The sequence below is a fragment of the Agarivorans sp. TSD2052 genome (assembly GCF_023238625.1).
Taxonomy (GTDB): Bacteria; Pseudomonadota; Gammaproteobacteria; order Enterobacterales; family Celerinatantimonadaceae; genus Agarivorans.
Genome location: NZ_CP096670.1, coordinates 3,513,150 through 3,536,691, shown reverse-complemented (window position 1 = coordinate 3,536,691; position 23,542 = coordinate 3,513,150). Strand labels below are relative to the sequence as shown.

Genomic DNA, 23,542 nt, shown 5'->3' with positions numbered 1-23,542 from the left:
AAACCAAAGTGCGTTAGCACTTAGTTACCTCTTCTTTACTGCGACTGTTCATCTTAACGCTAAGCATACTTGTCTAGCGTTAAGCTAAGTCTAGAGCGCAGTAAAAGCCCCTAGCATTTGAGTTTTCGTCGGTTGGCAACGTTATGTATATCTCCACTTCTTGGTTTTTAACGCATTGTTATAGGCACGCGGTATTGCTGTTAATGGTGATTAGCTGTATTGCTTGCTCATCTGCACCACCACCACGGCCAGTCGATTTTGATAAAACTTGGCAGCCACAAACTGTGTTGTCTGAGGTGTATCTATTGCCCACTGCGCCTGAAGCATTGGCACGGCGGATTGAGGCTGTTCGCCAAGCCAAACATTATATTCAACTCGAGTACTTTACCTGGGACCATGATTTAGTGGGAGCATACCTTTACCGTGAATTACTCAATGCAGCAGATCGCGGCGTTAAAGTGCGCTTAGTATTAGATGACTTAATGGAGTTTGAAGATCGCTGGTTAGTTGAGTTGGCCGAGCACAGTAATATACACATACGAATTTTCAACCCTTTCGATAGCCGTCAATTAGGCTGGTTTAGTCGAGCATTTAATTTCCAAGTGGCTAAGCAACGGCTGAATCACCGACTACACGAAAAGTTCTTTAACGTTGATGGTGAAGTGATGATTCTTGGTGGTCGGAATATTGGAGATAGCTATTTTGGATATAGCAAAAAAGCCAATTTTTTTGACTTAGATGTTATGGTGAAAGGTGAAAGTATCAGAGAGTTTGAACGTAATTTTCAACGTCTATGGTCAAGTGAGCATGTTAGAGATGTTTGGCGGGTCATCAAAGCTACACCGAAAGCCAATCAAGCCACTTTTTTAGCTGACTATCTGTCTATCATAAAAAAGCGTCAGCCTGAATTACAACACATTGAGCAACAAATCAGGCAGTTAACATCCCCTGACTACAGTACAGCGGAAGTCATGCCGCTGTTCGATTCTTTAGATAAGTTAACAGACTCTCAGCCTTATCTTCGTTCGCGGATGCAATCGGTGCTAGGTGCTTGTTTAGCCAGTAGTAGCAGTATATTGATCTCTACTCCCTATTTAGTACCCAGTGAAGACAGTTTTTCCAGCTTGAAGGTTTTATCAGATAATGGCGTAGCACTGACTTTACTGACCAATTCTTCAGCGTCTAATGACTCACCCTTTGTTGGTGCCTATTACGCTAAACATCGAGAAGAGTTGGCTGGTCTCGCTCACCAACTATTTGAATACGCTAAACAGGCTGAACATCCGGATTACTACCATCAAGTAAAGACCTACTACCACAATAAGGCTTTCATTGTTGATCAGCGGCTAAGTTATATAGGCTCATCCAATTTTGACCCTCGTTCAAACTTTTTGAATATGGAGTTGGGATTGTTGATTAATAGCAGAACCTTTGCCCTACAGTTAAAGGCTTATCTATTAAAAAACCAGCAACAAAGATTTTGGCGGGTATCGCTTAATGAACAACAAGCGTTAGTGTGGCAAAAAGACCAGCAACTCACTAACAAAAACCCAGGGAGTAGTGCATTTAAGCGTTTATCAGAGAGGCTTTACCGTCTGCTCAACATCAAATACGACATATAGTTAGACATGCCGGTAAGGAGACCGGCAAAGTTGTCAAAGCGCTTGTCACTTGGCGTTAACCCTCGCTAAGGGACAGCCTTTAGTGAAAGAGTGAGTAAGAAGGTCGCAACGATGTCTTCACCACTTATTGATGGGCAGGTAGCATTAATTGTCACCGCTTGATTCACGCGCTCGCCACTCGCCATAGTTTGTTCTAACATTTGGTCTATTAACAAGCCATCTGTACAAGTGAAAATCACATCAGCTTCAGGGCGTTTTAAAAATTTACCTTCAACCTCCTTGAAGGCTAACGATACTTTTTTGCCATGTTGTTCAGCTTTGGCAATGGCTAAAAAGCCGCCTGCAACATCAGCGCCCACCGCTAAGGTTCCGAAATACATACTATTTAAGTGGTTTTTTGTTCTTCGTTTTAGAGGTATTTTCACCACCACCTTTTGCTCATCCATTTGCAAAATTTTGGGGCGACAATACCAAATCAATGGCACCTTAAACATGCCAAACAAGCTGAGCATTAAGTTGGCTTTGCGAATACTGGGTAGCATAACTGCTCCTATTTAAAGAGGTCTTACCAGTAGAGCTTGTTGTTAACAAAAAGTCAACAATTGGCTTAAGCTTGCTTAAAAATCAGACCAGCCTGCCCCCACAATAAAGTGTAAGGTGGTATCTTCTGGGCCACGGGCAACGTCGATACCAGTGCGAAGATTAAAGCGTCTTGCCATTAAATAGCGAAACCCAAGGCCTTTAGCATAACGATTGGGTGTATCTCCGAGGTTTTGTTGTGAATTGAAGGCTTGGCCTACACCTCCGAATACCACAGCAGACCAGCGAGCATCAAAGTCGTAACGCAGTTCACCTTGCAGGGTTGCCATACGTTCACCTTGATAGCGCATGGCGGGTATGCCGCGCATATCGATAAAAGGGAGGGCGTAGTAGGGCGTATCACCATGCGCACTAGCGGCGGATAAACGCATCGAGCCTTGAAAACTGTTACCTAAATAGCTAAAGCCAGAGAACTCACCAGAGGTAATGGCGTAGTCGCTATCCCCGCCAAAGTAGTCGGCATGTTTTGCATAGCTAACATTGCCGTATAAACCTTGGTTGGGGCTAAAGGAGTTGTCGCGAGTATCGTAGTTCAATAGCAAGCTTAAACCGCCATCTTTCATGCTTAACTGAGGGCTTAAGTAGTCGGGGAGATCGCCGATAGAAAAGGCACTATCACTATCCAAATAGGTATATTTTGCACCGGCAAACCAGGGGCTATCGCCTAAGCGAAAGCGAATTTGCTGCAGCAAGTAAGTGCCTTTTAAGTTTACTCTAATTGGGATATCGCCAATGATTCCATCGCTGGGTAGGCGAAAACTGTCTATGTTGGCATCTATCCCAGCTATAGCACCTATATAGCGAATGCTATCTTGTTTCCATATCCCCATGTGAAAGGCTCCCGCGCTGCGGGTACCGTTCTCGGTGGCCAAGCCTAACAAGCCAGACACACTAGGCGTAAGCTTTAGCGGTGCGTTAGGGTCTTCGTCTATTTGCTCGCTATTTTCTTGCGCTTCATTCTGATGAAAGAACGCTAAGACTAAACCTCCACCATAACCCACTGCAGGGTCGGTAATAATTATAGGCACGGGTAAAAATCCAACGGCGTTATCCATTAACCACTGACTCGCATCCATTCGACCATCAGTTGGGTCAACAAACTGCTCAAAAAAATCAGCCTGAGCATGTCCCATGGAAAGCAGCAGTGGTATTGATGCAAACAGAGAAGAGAGGCGCATATTTCATTCCTTGAAATCGTGGGCATGGGAAGAACCAATGGTGTTAGGTAGTTTAGCTAGCTGAGCCGTATAGCGATAGCGTAAAGTTATTTTAGTTCTGAAACGAAAAAAGCCTGCATAAATGCAGGCTTTTTAAAGGTGGTGCCCGGAGGCGGAATCGAACCACCGACACGAGGATTTTCAATCCTCTGCTCTACCGACTGAGCTATCCGGGCGACGGGCGCTATTAAACGAATTTTGGCGGTTTAAGTCAACCGAAAATGCTAAAAAAAATGAAATAATCGAGCATCGGCTAATTGCTATACAACAACTGCTAAAAGAATAAACAAAAAGGTGACCTAGGCCACCTTTAGTTAGTTTGGATACATGAGCAATGGGTTATTGCTTTGCTCTTAGTCGACACGGGGTAAATGCCCTTAAGAGTGGAGCTAAGCGTCTTGGTGAGAGCATTAGCGGCAAACAAGAGGATAATCCTGCTGCTGTTCCTGTGTATTTTTCACTAAACATAGTGTATTTAAATATAGAGGGTGAGTGTTTGCTAAAATTGTGCTTTATTATCTTTTATTGGCAATAATTGTTGATGATAGTTTGTTAATGAGGTGAAATAAGCTACGGGTGATGAAAATTTTAAAAAGGTAGTGCAATAATGCGTTTAGATCGAACAGACAAAAAGATATTAGACCTAATGCAAAACAACGGCCGGATCAGTAATTTGGAATTGGCCGAGCAGATTGGTTTGTCTCCTTCACCATGTTCACGACGAGTAAAGGCATTAGAAGATGCCGGCCTTATAGCCAAGCACGTTACCTTGCTCAACGAGAAGAAACTAAACCTAAACCTGACTGCTTATATTCATATCTCCATGGATAGGCATACACCTGAGCGGTTTGAAAATTTTCAAAAGATCATTAGTGCCTATGAAGAAGTGATGGAATGTGTATTGGTCACTGGAACCGATGCTGATTATCAACTAAAAGTAGTGGTTCCAGATATGGAGCATTACCAAGCTTTTTTATTGGGTAAGCTTACTCGAATAGAAGGGGTGACTGGTGTTCGCTCTAGTTTTGTTTTGCAGCAAGTGTTTAACCACACTGCACTGCCTCTGTCGCATATAAAATAACAGCGCCGAAGGCGCTGTTATTGTGTGCCATCATCGATACCAAAGGCTGGTGAAGCTAACATCGGTAGCGCTGCTTAAAACAGCGGATATTATTGAACTTGTTGGCGCTTTATAAAAGCTTGTTTACAGGCATCGTAATTGGCAATGAGCAAGTCGCTTTCAGCTTTTTCATAAGGCAGTAAGCTGCCTAAAATCATACGCTTTTGTCCGCTGCCAATGGCTTCACCATTCTCACTGATGGTAAATTTAAGCAGGGCGATACCGCGTTTCCCATTTGGAATGAACTCTCCCCCAGCAAACTCCAGGTGGGGAGAACTGCTAGGCAGTCGGTCAAAATGCAAACTCATGTTTTCGTAAATCACTAAGGGGCGTTTGCGGTTAAGCATTAAGCCTTGCTCTTCTAGAAGAGGGACTAAAATATGTGGGAAGTTACGCCCTGAAAAATACACATAGTCTTTCACTATGTCGCTAATGATAGCTTGGTCTTTTAGGTTGTCACCGCTGCGGGTTAATTGAAGATACTCTTTACCCTGTTGGTCAATCAACTGGCAGCTATCATCGTGTTGCTGAATACTGACTGGAACACCGTCGGTGACCATACCTGCAAAGGTAAATTGCATCTCTTGGCTAATGCCTAATTCACTCAGCATCACGGAAAACAATAAGTCACCTGGAACACAGAATCGTGATGAATCGGCGTCATGAATGGCGTTAAAGTCGTTAGCTACGCCTTTGGCGAAGTCACAGGCTTGTTGTCTACTAAACACAAACTGATTGTTTTCACGACTAAAATACTGGTTTAAATTGATCATTATTTTCACTTGCTAAACTCTGCGACCGGCGATTTTAGCAAAAATCATGCGATGTGTGGTCTTATCAGTATAAAAGTTTTTATTTATTTCTGATTACGATGATTATTCCGAACGAAAAAACACCATTTTTAGTAAGCGCTTCATTTCATTTAACTAATTTTATTTTTCAGTCTTTTCAATTTAAATTAATTGAGCGTTTTATCAAATAAAGGCTTTTAAAGTGGCTTGTTATCTCCTATCTTTATAACAGTAACCAAGGAAATAGGCTCTATTTGTCGTTATACAACATAGCGCTTCGCGAGTGGACGACTGGTTAGATTAAGCAGGGACGGTAATTGATGGTAAACAAACAAAGTTATCTCAAGTCGACTTTTTTCGGAGCGTTCATTCTGTTCGTTGGAGCAGCTATTGTGTGGGTGGCTTTTTTTGAGAAAAGTGCACCGCCGTTTCAACTGAGCTTCATTTTCCAGCGTGTTGATGGAACCACTACCCTGAACCTTGATTGTGAAAACCTCCATTATTCACTACGCCAAACTTCCCAAGGTAGCAACACAGCGAGCGAGTCGGTTCAGCAACTGTCTATGTTGGTTTGTTCAGATTTTTATGCGATGTTGCAACAAGTGCCCAAGCAATTTGCTTCCTCTTACCACGCTGAGCAAGGCGCAGGTAAAGCAATTACTTGGACACTAGGCGAGGAAGTCTGGCAATGGCATTGGCAGAATAAATACGAACCAGCCATGGGGCCTGTGTTTGTTCAGTTAGATGATTTAATTCAACGCATGCCTGATGCTGCACTTGCTGGGGGGACGAATAACAAGTTGCGTTAGTGTTGTTTGATAGTGAACACCCATGGGCAGCTTGATAAACAATCTATTTTAACCACTCATAATGCTTACATTACTAGTGGCAATGGTATTGCTATTGGGGGCTAGCTCCATTAAATAGGGCAATAGCGCCGCAGTTAATTTCTCTGAGTCGTGCCTTAAAATGGTACTGGTTTCGTCAATAAGATCCGCGTGTATAACTTGATAGCGTTCTTTTAGCTGGGCGATATCGTCTATTTCCACCACTTGGGCGCGTTCGAGGTTGTAGTTTGTGATCATCTCTTGGCTAGGCTCGTGGTTGTTAACCACCACTACATCAAGCGGGCGACCTAAATAGTGCTCTAACTCGTCAATAAACTGCTCTAATTGGTAACCATCGGTTTCGCCAAACTTAGTCATGATGTTACTTACGTAGACAAGCTTTGCCTGACTATTGATGATAGCTTGCTTAACACCGGGTACCAACAAATTCGGAATGATGCTGGTATACAAGTCACCCGGCCCTAAAATAATGGCTTTTACGCTATCTATTCGCTCAATAACGGGTGGGTAAACCCTTACTTGCTCAGCATGATGAGGAACCAAAAAGACATTGGCTATTTTTTCGCGTTGATCACCGCGTGGCAGGTCAATGGCACTTTCGCCAAAGATCCGCTCGCCACTGGTTAGCTCGGCCACTAACGTGGATTTATCAATGGTGACCGGCAGTATTTCACCTTCAACATCTAACATTTGCGCTAAACCCTGAATGCCTTCTGAAAACGAACCACTGTATTGCGATAGCATCGTTAGTAGCATATTGCCGGCACTATGGCCGGCCAGGCGTTTACCTTTGGTAAAACGTTTTAGTAATAGCTTTCGAGCGAGTTCTCGGTAGGGGGAAAGTGCCAATACACACTTTAAAATATCACCCGGTGGCAAAATACCTAATTCGTCACGTAAACGTCCGGTACTGCCGCCACTGTCGGTCATTGATACAATTGCGCTGATGGTTAGCGCGTCGGCGTCTCTTAAGGCTGATAGCAATACAAAATGGCCGCTTCCGCCACCAATTGTTGCAATAGAAATTGTATTCTTAACCACTATTCTCTCCGTGAGGTTTGCCCAGTGTAGCGGCATTGTTACCAGCCTAAATCAGTGTAGTACACTAAACAAAGTGCGAAGGCTTAGCAATGTTAGCTCTGTCATAGTCTTGCAATCAAACTGTCTCTGTTCGGCAGATAAGTCTTCTTATGAGCGCGTAGTCAAGTAGGTACTGGTATTCGCCAGTAAAAACCATAGCAGTACTTAAGAAGGGCTAAGCACATAAGCTTTATAGGTTGGTTGGTCTTAATTATTCATCGACGGCTAGCATACTGCTTTGTTGTATTTAAGCTATTAAAGGAGCAAGCAACTGGATATTGAGATGAAGCATGCCATAGCAGCGTTGTTGGCTTATGATTGCAGCGAGCATTATAAATGCCGCGCTTAAGTTTCAGTGGCTCAAGCGGGCGAATAAAGCAGAGTTTAGTGCTGAAAAAGTAGCTAGCTTGTATATAAAATTAGCACTTAAACAAATTCTACATTTTTTTTTGCCTCTAACGTTGACAAACAAGCCGAAAATCCGTTTAATAGCGCTCGCTCGATACAGCGTATCAGCAGTACCAACAGTGTGCCGATTTAGCTCAGTTGGTAGAGCAACTGACTTGTAATCAGTAGGTCGCCAGTTCGACTCCGGCAATCGGCACCATCCTTTTAAAGCCTCGTCTTATGACGAGGCTTTTTCATTTCTGCTTCCTGATAATAATTATTTCCAGTTGATTTGGCATTTTTCTGCGGCTGGTTTATGCTCGCTTATCTCGATATGTGTAAATAGGAAGGCCAATGCTTAAGGCTCTTAGAGAATTTTTACAAGCAACTGTTGATGGTACCGATAATGATAACGGGCCCAATGTTGAATTAGCCGCTGCCACTTTATTGGTGCAGCTAAGCCAAAGTGATAGCCAGCAAAGCAATGCCGAGAATGCAGTGATCTTGCGTAAAATAAAGCGTCTGTTTGAGCTAAGCGATCAAGAAGCTGAGCATTTGTTTATTCAAGCGCAAGCTGAAGCAAATCAAGCTATCTCAGTATTTGATTTTACGCGCCACGTTAAAGAGCTTGATTACCAGCACCGTTACCAGTTTACCGAAGCCTTATGGAAAGTAGCCTACGCCGACGGTGTTATTGATCCCCAAGAAGAAGCGCTGATTCGCCAAGTGTCTGACCTTATTTATTTAAGCCATAGTGACTTTTTAAAAGCCAAAATGTCTGCGCAAGACTGTTAGCTCCATTTTTGTAAGCCTTAGCTCGTTTACCTAGGCTTCTTGCTGAGCGACGGTTTGATGTAGCTGCGCCGCCATATCTTGCAGCTGATTGGCAATGCCGGTTAGCTGCTCGGTATTGTCGAGTAAGGCTGAGCTACTTTGTGAATTATGTTGGCTAAAGTCAGATACCTGAGAGCTCATCCCAATTATGTCAGCCACGGTATTCGCTTGTTGTTGCATCACCTCGGCCATTTGGCCAACGCCCTCTGAAATATCCTGCACTAGAGTGATAATGTTATGCAAAATTCGTCCGCTTTGTTCAACCACATGGTGCCCCTGTTGTACGTCGGCTGAACAGATTTCCAACAAACTACGTATTTGCTGGGTAGATTGACTACTGCGCTGGCTTAGCTCTCTTACTTGGTCTGCCACTACCGAGAAGCCACGACCTTGTTCTCCGGCTCTAGCTGCCTCAATGGCGGCATTTAAGGCCAGTAGGTTGGTTTGATTGGCAATATCACTGATGATCTCGGTAACGCTGTTGATCTGTTGGTTGCTAGTAAGGATTTTTTGCATCGAGTGCTCGGTTTGGCTAATTGCTTGCGCGCTTTGTTCAGCATTTCCGGTGGCTTGTTGGGATAAATCTAGCAATTGCAAAGTGGCTTGATTGGCCCGAGCCAGCACCGAACCCATCTGAGCAAGGTGTTGGTTAATGTGATTTATCGACTGATGTTGGTCAGCTGAACTTTGAGCTATTTGGGCAGCTTTACTGTTCATTTGCTGCACTGTGCTAGACATATTAGTCGCCGAGCTGACCAATTGAGTAGAGCTATCGCTGGCGTGTTCAACCACTTGCTGCAGTTGCTGTTTAGATTGCTCTGAAGCTTGCGCGATATTGTGGTTAGTTAACTGCGCTTGTTTAGCCTGAAGATAGGCCTGATCTTTTAAACGTAGCGCATAGTTTTGGCCAATCCACAGTAATAATAGCGGTAGCATAAAGCCTGAGAATAGCTCTATTGTCATGGCGCGCTCAGGCAACTGCATTTGTGGAAAGCTAGCACCTTGATAGTCTGCTAGCAGCATCACAAAGCCAATGCTAAACAAAATCCCGGTCCAGATATTTCCCCATAGCCGGTTGGTCGCCAAGTAGCTGAGCAGTGACAAGGTGGGTAGCCAATATAAGTGGGGTGAATCAAGCAGGCCACCTGATTGATAAACAATATTCATGGCGTGCAATACCATGCCGCTTAAGGCTAGGTTGCCTACCACTAGATAATGCCAGCCAGAACGCAATAACATACTGGCGAATAAGGTGATAACGATCAGTGCTAATGAGCTGATGATCAGCGCTTGGTGATCATATTTTTGCCATTTAAAGCCACTGTAAATACCTACCAGCAAACCAAAAAATAAATAAAATAGCAGCGTTTTAATCGCTTGTTGCTGGTCTTCTTCAATGATTGCGCGTGGTTTAAAAATATATCCGTATATTTCTACTGGGTTTAACATGTTTAGGCTCGTATTATTGTTAGGGTTTCAGCTACAGGTCTGTCCACTTGAGTGATGTTTTCGCCAATTTAACAAATTAGCAACATGGCGTGCGGGGAAGTGTGCGTTAGTTAAAAAATAAATCGTTGCCAATTTGTTTGATTTTTCAGCGTGAATGCGAGATTTTTAGTCAAATTGCTGGTTCTTTGTTCGCTTAATCAAAAGCGCGATATAAGCGCTTTACCTTTAAACTGGCTTATGTATAATTCGTTTCCGTTGCAGGGGCGTAGTTCCAATGGCAGAACGTCGGATTCCAAATCCGAATGTTGGGAGTTCGAATCTCTCCGCCCCTGCCAAATTTAAAGGCCAGCTTATTAGCTGGCCTTTTTCATTTCTGGCTTTCTATTTCCCGCTCTCAGGCTACCCTCATCAATTCCTAAACCCTTACTTTGTTAAAGCCTGCGATTCGGTTTATTGTGTAATCAGGTGAAAGTAGTGAAAACCAACACACTTATTCACAGAGCAAACAATGTCTATTGTGTTCACGTAGGGCTTGGTTTTTCTGATGAAGCCTTAGGGAAAGAGGCCGATAGGATTGATATAGTTAAATCAAAAGTGAATTTAATTTTACTCCGCCCCCTTTTTTACGCTAAATAAAAACAGAGCATAGAAAATGTGAGCAAGCATACACAACGTAGAGTGCTTACTTTTATTTTATTTTGACTGGCCTATTATGTATTACAATATTGCATAATGGAGACTTAAGGATGATTACAAAACACGTTGTGACAGGTGCTCTACTACTGTCTTTACCTATTGCTACTTTAGCTAACAATGGGGTGTCGTACCCTGTACCGGCAGATAAATTTGATATGCGTAATTGGAAAATCACCATCCCTTCAGACATTAATGAAGACGGCAGAGTGGATGAGATTGAAGGCGTTGCGATGATGAGTTTCTCGCACAATGATTTCTTCTTCTTAGATGCCGATGGCAACATGGTTTTTGAGGTGCATAACAAAGCAATTACCACTAAAAACTCGAAAAATGCGCGTTCTGAACTTCGCCAAATGCCGCGTGGTGCATTGTTTCATATTGATACCGCAGATAAGCTAAATCAATGGGCACTGACTAGTCACCCTGAAGCAGAAAGCTACAGTGCTGTAGGTGGCACCTTGGAAGCAAGCTTAAAAGTAAATCATGTTTCTTTAAATGCTAAGCATTCAGAAAAAGGGCCTGCTCACTCTGTCGTGGTTGGTCAGATCCACGCCAAGAAGCATAATGAAATCATTAAAGCTAAAACTGGCTTTGGCCATGGTAACGAGCCACTTAAGATCTTCTTTAAAAAACTGCCAGGCCATGAATATGGTTCGGTGTTTTGGAACTACGAGCGTAACTTAGCTAAAAAAGACTCAAACCGCATCGATATCTCACTTCCTGTTTGGGGTAACACTTGGGAAAATCAACACGACCCTGGTGAAGCTGGTATCGCTCTAGGCGAAGAGTTTAGTTACAAGGTCGTTGTTGAGGGCACTATCATGCACTTAAGCTTTGAAACTGCTCGTCACAAGCCAGTCACTTACGATATTGACCTAAGCAAAGGCTATGATGATAAAGATTTTGCGCGCGGTTATGCTGAAGATGATTTCTACTTCAAAGCAGGCGCTTATGGCCAATGTAGTGTACAAGACTCTCATCCAGTATGGGGAACCGGTTGTGCGGGTACTGGCGATTTCGCAGTTGATAAGAAAAGCGGCGACTACAATAGTGTTACTTTCTCTAAACTTAAGCTAAACGGTCATTAAAAGGGCTTTGAGCTCGAGGCCCCCAGAACTTATCCAGCCTCATTTTAATGGGGCTGGAAAGCGAGTGTAGTGTCTCTAAAGCTTGCCGCCAGTGCTCTTTTATAGACGAATCCCTCCGACCTAGGCAAATTTTAAAGGCCAGCGATTTAGCTGACCTTTTTCGTTTCTGGCTTTCTCTACAAAAATCTTTAGCGTCGCGTAAGGTATGCGGCTTGAATTTCTCATCGCCATCATCAGTGCTTACATTCTATTTTTTATTTAAGCCCTGGTGTGCCCCTATCATCATTTACGCGCTAGGGCTTACCTAAATGCCAAGAGCAAGGGTGCCTCTGCTTAAAGCACCTCAGAGCAGTATGAGGAATACTTACAATAAAGCGACTTACCTTAAAGACCGCATGGAGTTAATGCAGGGGTGGTCTGATCAAGTTAGTAAAGCTGCTGAGAGCAGCGAGAGTGTCATTGCCACATAATAAATAGCGAACTGTAGAGTTGAGTTGTCTATCAGGTTTGGATGTTAGTCCTTTTTATTACTTTCCGATACAGAAAGTGAAGACGCCCATAAACATTGGTGTGGTTGCATACTTGGGGGACCGATTGGGGACCAAATTGACATATGTGCTCTCAACCCAAGTGCACTTTCCTAATAGAATATAGTCGATTATTTTATACTTCGGTTCGGCCTTATTGATTATTTGGAATTATGAATGCTGTTTGCCCGCAACCGATGGGTAGGCGCACTTACCCTGCTTATCGAGATAGTCATAAGTTACATCCATATACGCACTATTTTAATCCTTCGATATTTAACGTGTATTTATCTTTGATTTTGATAGTAGTGCCTTAACGCAACCCAATAAGATGGAGACCTCAGCTTTAATGCTAATTATCTAACCGATAAGTATTTAAACGTCGTCTAATTCAGCACGTACCTTATCTATGAACAGAATTTCTGAACTATTGGTGGTTGACTGTTGGTTAAATGTTGATCAATGGTTGACTATTTTTTGAGCGGCTGTTAATAATTAAGGAGGTTGTCTACGGAAAGCAGGGAAGCTGATGAAACAACGTTACGTAGTATATGGACTCTTTCTAGTTTTTTTCACTGTGGCTACAGCGGAAGCAGCAGAGTGTCCTAGCAACAAAATAAAGAAGCTACGAGCAGAATGTCAAGAAATCCTCCGTGACATATCAGGTACACGTTCACTTGCTAGGCAAGCTGAAGATAAAGCATTTGAAGTCGGTCTAAAAGCGGGGGCTAAGGGAACATCATGCCTGATCAGCAGCGGTAAACTGATATCTTCATGCTACACAGGTTCTCCGTCTTGCCTCACTGAAATTGTTAAGGCTCCTAACACTGTGAAAAAGTGCGTGGATGCTATCAAGCTAATCGATACTTCAATTACTTATTACCAAAAGTCCAAGCTCTTTATTGGAACAGCTTTGGTTGCTTTTAGCGACCAAGGTGGTGACTCAATAATTAAGCAGCTTTCTGATTGTGGAGCTGCTGGGTGCGAGGATTACTCGACTTTGATTATACGTCTCAAAAATGACCAAGCGCGAGTTAGTAGGAACATCAAACGCCTAGAACGGTACAGAGAACTCTTGATGTCTTCCAAGACAAAGCTCGAGAAATGTGAGGCTAATAAAGGTAAAGGTTGTGAGAAAGCAAGTCCGAGTCTAAAGAATATGGATTCATTGGAGCCTCCAACTGATGATACCCAACCTGAAACAGTTCCTTTGGATCTAGCTCTGGTGTCTATATCTTCATCTTCGAAGTTTCAGAAAGCTGCCCCTGAGCTTTTAGCACCTCCTGCTGCAATAACAAAATAAGGGATTAACATGTTATCGAGAGTTTTATTTTTAATAGCAGCCTTAACCCTAGCAGTGTTTTGGGAAGTAATGAAAATTTTTGGTCAAGGGCAAGTATCTGTACTCGGCTCTTTAAGTAAATTGGAAGCTCAAGTTTTAGGGGGTGATAGCTGGGTCTTGTTTGTTAAATTGTTGCTTGTTTCGCTTAGTCTATATATGGCTCTGTTCGCGATTCGGTCTAGCGATAAACATGTTCATGATCTGAGGAAACTTCGAGAATCTTTTGAGTCAGTTTTTGCGCTTGATAAGTTCAAAAGTAGCAGTCTAATTGCCTGTCATGACTATGTCCCAAACGAGGGAGAGCAGGTGGTTGAAATAAAGACACTTCTGAACGAAAGCACTTACGACAAATTGGATAAGAATCATCACGAAGCTCAGAATATTGTAATAGCTATCCTCAAAACCTATCAGATCACCCAGCAGGTTAAGAGCTCGGAAGAGGAACTAACTCGTCGTACAGAGATGATACGAGATCAGTATTTCGGGAAGCTGGCATGGCCCAATTTCACAAGAATTGCGTTACCAATGCTAGGATTTCTAGGGACTGTTATAGGGATTATGATCTCCATGAATGATCTCTCCAAAAACATCAAAGAAGCCTTAGATAAAGAGACTTCCTCAGTTGATTATGAAACAATTCTGCATGCAATTATCGACTTGATTGGTCAAATGGGAGTGGCATTTGATACCACAGTCATCGCTCTTATCCTCACTTTTTTCGTACTTTCTCGAATAACAAAGGCTCAGACAAAGATGGAACTGGAACTAAACCAGATCATCAAGTCATTTGACCCTATTTTTCACCGATTAACTGTTCCAAATTGGTCCCGGATTACTGAAAGATATATCAAGCAAGCTTTTGCTAGAGCCCATACACAGCAAATTGACGATGATGGGCGCGGATGATGATAAATCGTCCTGACTGGGAAGATGACGATGACGCGGGAGCAGGACAAGATCTGTTTGCCACTGCGCTAATTGCGATGATCCTTATCACTGCAGCCTTTCTGATGGAAGTTGGCCAGCGCAAGGTTAAAGCCCCTGAACAGTTACCAGAAAGTGTGCTGCAAGAGTGGCGCCTTATACATAATTCGCAAATCTTTACGATGAAATTTGCAACAGAGCTTTGTATAACATCGAATAACTTTGAGTGGGAATATCCTATAGACGCTTACACGCCATTTGGTTACATGCGACTTGAGCCGCCTCAAGGCAATCCTGAAAAGACTGCTTTACAGCTATCTTCCAAGCCTACTTGGGTTGAGAGTTGTGAATAAATATAGGAAGCGAGCGGGGCTGGTAAACACAGCAGCGGGTGCTGATGCGAGTATGGATGTACTCGCTACTCTGTTTGTTAGTTTTGTGCTGTTGTTTGCGCTTGCGGTCCTACTTAGTGGTGGTAATAAGCTGCTCGCCAAAGAGCAGTATGTGATGGTTGAAATACTGCTTAGAAAAAATGACCACACAAACTCGTCGCCACCTAGTGGAGAGTTTCCGGCAGAGGATATGAAGCCCTATCCCATGCGCAGAGCACCCTTAGTAGAGCTCGCATGGCAAGAAAACGGTACGTTTATGAAGGGTCGGACTGTGGCGATGCCTCAGAAAGTGTCGCTAGAAAACCAATTTCGAGCCTATTCAAAGCAGAAAAACCGATATCTGAATGCGACGGCCACCGCGCACGAGATCGAGTTTAATTGTGGCGGCAGACAGGATGACTGTCGAAAATATGTAGTGATAATCTCGCAGTTAGCTCGCGGCACGTATCGGCTGGAAGTTTCAAGGGGTCTTTTTAAATACTTTGATAAATACTCCGTCACAATTGATGTCATCCACCCTTATCAAACAGAAACGATAAGACAGGAGCTTAATAATGTCAGCGGTAATTGGGAGGCTGCCCCTATTGATTTTACATTCAACCCTAAGGTGGGTTGGTAGTAATCCAATAATTCGATTTGTCTGGTTGATGGCACTATTCATCTTGTCGATAGAACAGGTTTGTGCCCAGGATAGTCAAAAGTCGGAGATCTCCTATGGGTTACTTGAGCTTATACAACAAGATACTAGTGATAATGGACTCACCGAATATATAGAGTTATTGTCGGTGCTTAAAGAACCGTGGAATACGCACGCCGCTCATGAGTTGTTAGTTCTTTCACTGCCAATACTTCCTGAAAAAAAAGATGGGGAAACTGTAGTATGGCCCGAGTCCCCAAGCGATTTGTTAGCAACGCTCAAAATCCAGCTAGATCAAACCGAGTCGTTAAGAAAAAAAGCAGAAAATATAACCGAAAATACTCTAAGGAGTCATGCTTATTCAGGCTTTATCAACTCGCTTTACGCATTGGCACGTGCGTATGCGACCAAAGAGCCTGCGGAATTGAACAAGGGCTGGCAACCGCTTCGTTCTTATATAGAAAAAGAGAATATTTGCTCGCCGGCTACGGTTGATAAAACGGATGCTTTAACGACGGCAATTATTAAAGCTTGCCCCAAGCTTATTGAACTTGACGTAATAGAAGATTTTGAGGCTCTGATTACTGATATTCGGCCGATTCTTGACGAGATGAATAAAGTTGTCGACATGCAGCTATATCAAGACGAGGCACTACGCAATCTGCTAAATCGATCTCAAAATAAAGAAGTAATCGAGAATACCCCAAGTAGTTTCGACGTCCAAATGGAACTGGAAGCAAAGCTACGTCAGGACTACTCTGAGATTCGACGCTCACTATTTATTTCCGCGCAATCTCTTTTGCGCCTAGATGTAACATTGGAACACTGCAAGCTCGATGTAGACTGGATGGAATTTCCTTTAACTGAGAGTTGCTGGAGTGAGGTGACGCAACATTGGAAGGTGCATTCAGCAGAGTATGATGTAATGCTTGACCAACTGATTCGTCACTGGGTTGGCCGTGGCGTAGAATCCTTATTGGTTTCCCAGATTACGGGATGTATCGAGCCCATTTATAGAGATGCTTCAAGAAGTACAGAAGAAACCCTGGAGAATCTCGCAGAAGGTCAATATTTCTGCTCTAGCCATCCAACTATCCGCAATTTAGCCAAATACTTTGATATAGATAATGTAGAGAGTTGGGCCCTCAAAAATTACCCGCTGGACTTGGCCAAGCACACACGCCTTGAGCTGCTCGTTCAATCCATTCAACCACTGCTGGACTGGATAAACAGTCGCCACGTTATCGGCACATCGTCTCTAGGTGATTTATTGTTGGTTTTTTCCTCGTTGGAATCTGAAAAAGATAGCGAGTTGCTGCATTGGACAGTGCAATTGTTGCAGGAAAACTCAGGGTTTGAAAAAAGTACCCTCAATAAACAGGCGCTACCAGTAGGGGTATCTGCAACACTGGCTTCCACTGTCGGTGATATTGAAGAGTTAGTTAATCAGCTCTCCTCGCCATGGGCTTCGGCCGACATACATATCGATAAAGTCCAACTGCGCTCATGGTTAAGCCAGTTAGACTCCCCAAGAAACCTTATCGGACTGCTCAAGCAGGCGGGTGATGAAGATTGGTCACAAGGAGTAATTGAACTCTGGCCTCAATCGGTTTATCTGCGCTTGCCTTGGGCGCAATCGGAGCCCAAAAACGGCACGTTCTGTAACATTAGTTGGCAAATCAATCAGGACTTGGTTGCGATTAAGGGCTGCCTTGAAGAGGCGACAACGGCTACTGCCGTGTCTGCCATAGATCCGCAGATTGATAATTGGTCGAAGAGGGTGGCAGCTGAATTCAAGGATCCAGTCCATGCCTCATTGCGTAAGTTCCTTGATAGCTTAGAGGCAAGCGAAATATCCTTTAATACTAATGGTATGGTGGTACGTTTGGCCGAGGATCCATTGATCACGGCGTTTGTAGGGAGGGATGGTTCGGTAGCTTTAGAAAATATGAATGTTGTCTTGTCAGCTGTGGCCAAGCGATACGTACAGGCAGGGATTCAGTCCATGCCATTTATTCATTTCAAATTCACTCCGCACGATAGTACAGACCAAGCTGAAGTGTACTGGACGTCACACCCGCTAGGGCGACAGTTAATGGGGACGGCCAAGCGAATGGGTTCAGTTTGGCAGTGGTCACCCAAGGCCAGTTCAATTTCGCTCCCAGGAATGGACGTAATACGTATTCGCGATGCTAAAATAGACACAGCAAAGGGCGAACTAAGCCTTGAAATAGAAAAGGCGATGTTGCCTTTAGGTACCGCTATTTACGATTTTCAGGTGGTGATTGATAAACAAGGACAGATTACAATTACAGCAGATCCCGACCGTATCGCTTCGCTGTATTACGACAAAGTGGTGGATATGGGGTTCAATTCTCTGGACCGTAACGCCTTAGGTATACAGTGGGTGACGTCACGGCAGTCATATGTTGTGAGTTTCACAGGTCCCATATCCTCGACAGATCACCAAATTGTGCTTGATGGACAGTTCGAACCCAATCTGCGTAGAGTATTTGAAGAGGAACTGGCTGGTACTATGAAGCGGGATGTGACCCAAATGCTGTCCCAGGTGGTTGACAAAGATCCTCTTCCCGTTGGCCCTTTATCTTTTCAGCAGTTCTGCACTGATGGTACCATCAGTTCCTGCAAGGTCACGATAAAAAACCATGTTGGTGCCAATACCTGTCAATTATTGTCCTGGAAGATGGATTCCAATACAGCATGTGCTAACAACAAAGAACTTGACTGTCTGAAGCAATCGCTTGAGCGAGTGAGTGCGTTCGCTAACTCTGTAGAGCCTAGCCAGCTCTGTTTTTATAGAGACAGCCTTTCCCTCCAAGGCAGTGCCACCTTCACTGTTAATGAACTCCCTTCTAAGTTCGATGCTGCGGTGGAGGTCGACCTTACCAGTGGCATAATCCGTCCGGAGAGTAACCTTGAATTACGTATCAATGAGGCGGTGCGACTGGGAGCAGATCATTTGTTGCCTAATGATCTTAAGGATAGTATTGATGACTATGTTGACCAGTTGAGTCAACTTTGTGAAAAGACGAAACAGTCTTTTTCTGCAGCACCAGAGCTTAGCGCCGAAGTGCAAATTAACGGTAAAAGTGGCTGTGGTCGAGCAGTCTGGACAGGAGATAACCTGCGACGTTCACATGACCTGACTATCATCTTTACTCCACAATCAGGAATCCTTTCCCCGTTTAAGCTTGAGGGTGCGACTTTTTCCCTTGCTGATGGGGTTCATTTAGAGCAAGCCCGTCTTACGCCAGAAGCTGCGATTCAGTCATGGATTTCATCACTTGTTCCTGCAGCATTTAAGACTAGTTCTTTACCAATTTACACGCAAATACTCAATGAGACACTGGTTCTAAGAACTGAGATACCACTGCAGCTAACAGAGCTTGGCTTGAAATTTTTAAATGTTCCAGTCGAGCTTCGAGTAAATGCAGATGGGATTCAACTTGATCAAAATCTGGAGCAGACATTAGTGGACGCATACATTGAAGCAATCAAAGCAACCGCGCCCATAAGCTTCAGTTTTAACAATGCCCAATTCACCATCAAGGATGCAACTCAAATTACCCCAAACAGATTAACACTGACTACTAACATGGAAATAGAGTTTGATGAAGTGTATTCCGTCGACGGTGTTCCTGTAGAAATCGACCTCCTAAAAGGCAGTGGAGCAATTGATATAGGCGCCTTGGGATATAGCCAACTCTGCCTCCAAATCAGTGAGAGATTAACTACGTTCGCAAAAGGGATAAATCTAGGGTCTTTCATAGAAACAGGTGAGCCCCGATTAAGCAATTGCAATGAAGATTCCCTGAAAGTTGAAATCGACCTCTATGCCAAGGTACTGAGCTATTCCCGCCAACCGATAGGTATTATTACTATTAGTGAAAAAGGCCCGACCATTCACTTTAATGGTGCTGTGACGATTCCATTGGGACCGTCCATTGCGATGGGGCCAGTAAGCCTAATGTCGCCGAAACTTACAGTGAGTGACGAGCCAGCACTGAGCTCTACGGTTTCCTGGTTGTCAGAGTCAAAAATTGTAGCAATAAACGCGCAGCTTAAGCTATTGGAGGAGGATGGCCGCGAAGGACTGGAACTTGGCGGGCCTATTAAGCTCGTGGATTTTATACCCGCTGGTAGAACGGATTCTCGCTTTATAGGTCAGACGCTGTCTTCAGGGATGGATATTGGGGGCTCATTACGCAAGATAATACGAGTTAATGGATGTCTTTATGTTGGCGAAAAGGAGGATGATTTTTGTGACGAGCTTGGCTACAAAATGGAACAGCTATGCCCTGGCGACTTTATTCCAGAACAAAACGGTATCGCCGCTTGCGGTAAGGGCCATCTGTTCCAGTTGATGCACGGTGATTATGGATTGGAGGTGACCGACAAAGGAAGAGTAAACGCCTCCACTAAAGTTAATTTTATTCTTTTTGATGTTGATGGTAAATTTTCGACCAAGGACAATTTCAGTAATCCAGCTCTTTCAGGAGAACACGGTATTGAAATCGCTAATATCGACATTAGTTCTGTTGAAGTTGAAGTTGGAACTACTGGAGCGAGGTTCTCGTTCAACTTTTTCGGTCAGCGTATTACTTTCTTGATTAAAGACCTTCACAGGATGAAGAAAGAGCACATAGAAGAAATGATCCTTCGTTTGCTTTTCCCGGACATAGATCTGGAAAAATTACTCGAAGCTCTACTCTCTGGGGACATAACGATGAATCCTTTTGCTGCGTTTGGCAATGGCGGTGGTGAGATGAACGCTGATGGTAATGACGGTGAAGGAAATATTGGTAACGCAGCAAACGGCTCTGGGGGGGATGTTAATGCTGCCGGTGAAAATAGTGGTTCTAGAACTGCTCAAACTTCGGATGAAGGCAGCAATGCAATCAAGGGGGCTTTTCAATGTGATATAGATGGAAACTGTGATGGCCCGATCGCCTGTTCAGTTAAACCTTGTGATGGCCCTGAGGTCTGTACCGAACTTCCTTGTAGAGATGATCGGCCAATTGTGCCAAAGCACCAATGGCGAAAAATTCAGCATAATACCCACCTTAGCCTTGGTCCAATTAAAGAGCTATCTGAAGGTACCATCGAAAGACTAATACCAAGAAGTCTGAAGCAGGACCTGCGGGAAAGAGATGATCCGGATACACCTGCCTATCAAAAGTTGGTCAAAAAATCTTCTTCAGGCATACACATTATGACCAGGGAGTCAGGCCCTACGCCATTTACTCTGAAAGTCAAAAAAGTAGGTACAGAAGGTGCTATTTTACACTTTGGAAATAACTCATGGTGGGCGCCAACAGAACTTCCAGATGGACAACCCTTGCTTGATCTGTCGAATGAATCTAACCCCTTGCTCGGTGTCGCTATTATTGATGACCTCTCAAAAGGACTACCGGTGATTCTCGAAAAGGATGGGACACTAAGGATAGTGGTGCTACATCAGCCGATCTCGGAAAAGGCTTTGCCCAAAGTCACATTGGGTGATTGGAGCGTACTTTTTAGAGAAGAAACTTTGCCCACTATACCTGAGTCAATCGACCACATTCCTCCTAGTATCATCTCCCTGCCTGATTGGTCTATAGATCAGCATGACCTTGACGAAAATCTGTTATTTGACGCTCAAGCGCACCGCGATGCTCAATTCCAAGGAGTATTAAAGTACTTCGCTTCATGCATGGACAGGACTCTATTTTATTCAGCCAAAATGCCACTTCCGGTCGATATTTATAAATACTGTGAGCTAAAGGGAGCGCCTGAGGAACTTAGTGAGACAAGCCTAGTTCAAAAACTCGAGTCTGGTGGCAGCTTAATTGTTTGGTCGCTGTCTACAATTGATGAGTCTTACAGGAGTTGCTATGCCTATTTACCGTCATATATAGATTTGTCCGACAAGCTTCTGACAATTTTACAAGAGGAAGGTTTGTGTGGATCGTCGACGATTGTCGATGTTACTGAAGAGGGGACACTATTATTGGTTAGTACTTCTCAGGACGGAGTTCAACAATCTAAGGCGTTGTATCTTCCTGAGGTGAAAGTGTTCGATATCACAATGGTATTCCCGAATGATAATAAAAAATATCTTCCAAAACATTACCATCTCCCTGCATTGAGGTTATTCAAAACCCCAGAGCAAGTACATTATTACACTGGTAATTCTTCGTGGGTATTGCGCGGCTCCAGTGGGACAATGTTGTTTCGTAACTATGGACCAAAAAATTGCGATGGTCACATCGGTGTGGTTGTAATGACAGGGACAAAATTCAAGACTTTCATTGATGCAAAGATGAAGATTCTCCCTCAAATGAATACTAATAAACTTTGTAGCAACGATTATTCAGCATGTGCACATCAAATAGCTATGGAATTTGTCGATGACAGTTACCCGTCAGAGGATTTACCCAATTTGGGTTTTCTTGAATTTCCGAGCAAATGGATATGCGAAGCGATGAATCCTTAAGTTGCTAGTAGGAGCAAGCTGTTTTTTACTAATCTAAAAAAGATTGAAAGTACAGTTAGGTATGTCTCAATTTTTATTGGCTTTGGCGTGTACAAGAGCTTGTTGGTGAAGTCACATGAAGTCTTTTTAGAAGTGTTGCGGACCATGCAGGTCGTGCCCGATTTCTTGAAGAACTATTCTACGCGTGGAATTTTATTGGGTTCCTGGGGGGAATACATTTAGCTCATTGGTTTCTTAAAGCCCTCACCTTGATCAGCCTTTGGGCTCCGAGCACCGTCTACACGCCCCAGAATTTGCGTCACCAGCGCAATAATCAAACTCTAAACTATAGCTGCCGTTTGAATTATTATCAGGATACTTTGATGTATCTGAAACCTTCCGGGCATAGTATTGGTATGGGTGGTTATTATTTGGTACCGACTGAAGGCCTTAAAGTCGTTCGCGCTCCGTCATGTAGAGGATTCGTTATTGAGCACCAGCCAGAATATGGTAGTTCGTGTAAGCTACTCCTATGGCGACCTTAATGAGAAATCTAAAGTTAATTATAAGACATCAGGTACCATTGATGCGATGCTGAGGTTTTAAAGCGAGCAAAGTGCCAGGCGGATTAGTCAGTGTTTTTGGGCTAATTTTACAGCCTAAAACACCTAAAAAGGCAGAGTCTACGCTGTTAGTTACTGCTTATCACCCGTTCCATATATTCTAGAGGCAGATCTGTTGCACCTCGCTTTGGAACATTGAGTCCCATAGGCTTGAGCTCATCAGCCACTTCTATCATAAAGGTTATACAATCATTCTTTGAAAGATCGTAGGAACGCAGTACTAAGTCGTTGGCGTCAGCCAGCCCGAGTTGCTGGAGAGGCGATTCGGTCAATTCAAAAGCGCGCTCGTAATCAGCCTTATTCACTTTTATACGCAAACAGCGTTGCATCGAGTTCGTGTATTTCTCCTTATTCAGATAGCCACTAACAGGGGTGCCAAAGTAGGACATCAATGCTGAGATGGATCCCGCGTTCGGAGTATGGCCGATACTGGTTAAGGTTACATCGCCGTTATTCTTAATATGGGTGAACGATACAAAGGCGTGCCCCGGTAAGTTCAGTTTGTTATCCGGGGAGGCACGAGCGCAAAGGGCAACCTCGTGGGTACCACTGGGGTCGGACTTGTTGGAAAGGTCTATTTCCTTTGCCGACAGGTTGGGGATATTGATTAATAGGCTGATAGTGAAGGCGTTGAATAGTGGTTTGAGCATGGTATTTCCTCGTAGGTTGTATGGCTCGTCGACATGCTCTGCTTAGAACATTGTAATTCCATGTTAGAAATTTCTGTGCAATAATTGACCAATAGACATGTAAAGGGATTTTTGGGTGGAAGTCAAGGTGGTACTGATGTCTTGTAACGTACTATTTTGGAATGTTATGGAATCATAGGCACAGTATCGAGATTGCTCGAATAGAAGCTACACTCATGATCGTGTTTCGTTGGAAACGAG

Annotated in this window: 16 protein-coding genes and 3 tRNA genes; 12 read left to right on the top strand and 7 right to left on the bottom strand. The window is 43.7% G+C overall.

The window, feature by feature from the left end; genetic code table 11:
• Positions 1–143 precede the first annotated feature (143 nt).
• A complete protein-coding gene (locus M0C34_RS16055) occupies positions 144–1,622 on the top strand; it encodes a phospholipase D-like domain-containing protein (RefSeq protein ID WP_248712689.1) in 1,479 nt (492 codons plus the stop codon).
• A 65-nt stretch (positions 1,623–1,687) separates the two neighbouring features.
• Here M0C34_RS16055 and M0C34_RS16050 read toward each other — a convergent pair whose 3' ends face one another.
• The 3 genes from M0C34_RS16050 to M0C34_RS16040 form a co-directional block, all read right to left on the bottom strand.
• Positions 1,688–2,164 carry a DUF4442 domain-containing protein gene (locus tag M0C34_RS16050; protein ID WP_248712688.1) on the bottom strand — a complete coding sequence of 159 codons (477 nt, stop codon included), beginning with the start codon at positions 2,162–2,164 and terminating at the stop codon, positions 1,688–1,690.
• 75 nt (positions 2,165–2,239) lie between these two features.
• Complete coding sequence (locus M0C34_RS16045) at positions 2,240–3,400, bottom strand: BamA/TamA family outer membrane protein (RefSeq protein WP_248712687.1); 1,161 nt, start codon at positions 3,398–3,400, stop codon at positions 2,240–2,242.
• Between the two features lie 139 nt (positions 3,401–3,539).
• Positions 3,540–3,615, bottom strand: a tRNA-Phe gene (locus M0C34_RS16040).
• Positions 3,616–4,046: 431 nt separating this feature from the next.
• Between M0C34_RS16040 and M0C34_RS16035 the strand changes: the two genes are divergently transcribed.
• Complete coding sequence (locus M0C34_RS16035) at positions 4,047–4,520, top strand: Lrp/AsnC family transcriptional regulator (RefSeq protein ID WP_455905856.1); 474 nt, start codon at positions 4,047–4,049, stop codon at positions 4,518–4,520.
• Positions 4,521–4,609: 89 nt separating this feature from the next.
• On the opposite strand, the gene M0C34_RS16030 is transcribed toward M0C34_RS16035, so the two are convergent.
• The gene (locus M0C34_RS16030; RefSeq protein WP_248712686.1) at positions 4,610–5,332 is read right to left on the bottom strand and encodes a DUF3581 family protein; all 723 of its coding nucleotides are present in this window, start codon (positions 5,330–5,332) and stop codon (positions 4,610–4,612) included.
• A gap of 338 nt (positions 5,333–5,670) precedes the next feature.
• On the opposite strand from M0C34_RS16030, the gene M0C34_RS16025 reads away from it, so the two are divergent.
• A complete protein-coding gene (locus tag M0C34_RS16025; RefSeq protein WP_248712685.1) occupies positions 5,671–6,159 on the top strand; it encodes a hypothetical protein in 489 nt (162 codons plus the stop codon).
• A gap of 48 nt (positions 6,160–6,207) precedes the next feature.
• Here M0C34_RS16025 and M0C34_RS16020 read toward each other — a convergent pair whose 3' ends face one another.
• Complete coding sequence (locus tag M0C34_RS16020; RefSeq protein WP_248712684.1) at positions 6,208–7,239, bottom strand: gluconeogenesis factor YvcK family protein; 1,032 nt, start codon at positions 7,237–7,239, stop codon at positions 6,208–6,210.
• 570 nt (positions 7,240–7,809) lie between these two features.
• Here M0C34_RS16020 and M0C34_RS16015 point away from each other — a divergent pair.
• Positions 7,810–7,885 (top strand) — tRNA-Thr (locus M0C34_RS16015).
• A 134-nt stretch (positions 7,886–8,019) separates the two neighbouring features.
• Positions 8,020–8,460 (top strand): tellurite resistance TerB family protein, encoded by a 441-nt coding sequence (locus M0C34_RS16010; protein ID WP_248712683.1) that lies wholly within the window; start codon positions 8,020–8,022, stop codon positions 8,458–8,460.
• A gap of 30 nt (positions 8,461–8,490) precedes the next feature.
• On the opposite strand, the gene M0C34_RS16005 is transcribed toward M0C34_RS16010, so the two are convergent.
• Positions 8,491–9,948 carry a methyl-accepting chemotaxis protein gene (locus M0C34_RS16005; RefSeq protein WP_248712682.1) on the bottom strand — a complete coding sequence of 486 codons (1,458 nt, stop codon included), beginning with the start codon at positions 9,946–9,948 and terminating at the stop codon, positions 8,491–8,493.
• Between the two features lie 259 nt (positions 9,949–10,207).
• On the opposite strand from M0C34_RS16005, the gene M0C34_RS16000 reads away from it, so the two are divergent.
• The 7 genes from M0C34_RS16000 to M0C34_RS15970 all read left to right on the top strand — a co-directional run bounded on the left by M0C34_RS16000 (position 10,208) and on the right by M0C34_RS15970 (position 22,050).
• Positions 10,208–10,283, top strand: a tRNA-Trp gene (locus M0C34_RS16000).
• A 411-nt stretch (positions 10,284–10,694) separates the two neighbouring features.
• Positions 10,695–11,732: a polysaccharide lyase family 7 protein gene (locus M0C34_RS15995; RefSeq protein ID WP_248712681.1), complete on the top strand. Its 1,038-nt coding sequence runs from the start codon at positions 10,695–10,697 to the stop codon at positions 11,730–11,732.
• A gap of 1,056 nt (positions 11,733–12,788) precedes the next feature.
• Positions 12,789–13,562, top strand: coding sequence for a hypothetical protein (locus tag M0C34_RS15990; protein WP_248712680.1), 774 nt, complete (start codon positions 12,789–12,791; stop codon positions 13,560–13,562).
• A 9-nt stretch (positions 13,563–13,571) separates the two neighbouring features.
• Positions 13,572–14,507 carry a MotA/TolQ/ExbB proton channel family protein gene (locus tag M0C34_RS15985; protein ID WP_248712679.1) on the top strand — a complete coding sequence of 312 codons (936 nt, stop codon included), beginning with the start codon at positions 13,572–13,574 and terminating at the stop codon, positions 14,505–14,507.
• Positions 14,504–14,878, top strand: a complete 375-nt coding sequence (locus M0C34_RS15980) for a hypothetical protein (RefSeq protein WP_248712678.1) — start codon at positions 14,504–14,506, stop codon at positions 14,876–14,878. Before M0C34_RS15985 ends, M0C34_RS15980 begins: the two co-directional genes overlap by 4 nt.
• On the top strand, positions 14,871–15,536 hold the full coding sequence (locus M0C34_RS15975; RefSeq protein ID WP_248712677.1) for a hypothetical protein: 666 nt from the start codon (positions 14,871–14,873) through the stop codon (positions 15,534–15,536). The genes M0C34_RS15980 and M0C34_RS15975 overlap by 8 nt, the downstream gene beginning before the upstream one ends.
• Positions 15,472–22,050 (top strand): hypothetical protein, encoded by a 6,579-nt coding sequence (locus M0C34_RS15970; RefSeq protein ID WP_248712676.1) that lies wholly within the window; start codon positions 15,472–15,474, stop codon positions 22,048–22,050. The genes M0C34_RS15975 and M0C34_RS15970 overlap by 65 nt, the downstream gene beginning before the upstream one ends.
• 670 nt (positions 22,051–22,720) lie before the next feature.
• Here M0C34_RS15970 and M0C34_RS15965 read toward each other — a convergent pair.
• The gene (locus tag M0C34_RS15965; RefSeq protein WP_248712675.1) at positions 22,721–23,302 is read right to left on the bottom strand and encodes a hypothetical protein; all 582 of its coding nucleotides are present in this window, start codon (positions 23,300–23,302) and stop codon (positions 22,721–22,723) included.
• Positions 23,303–23,542 lie beyond the last annotated feature (240 nt).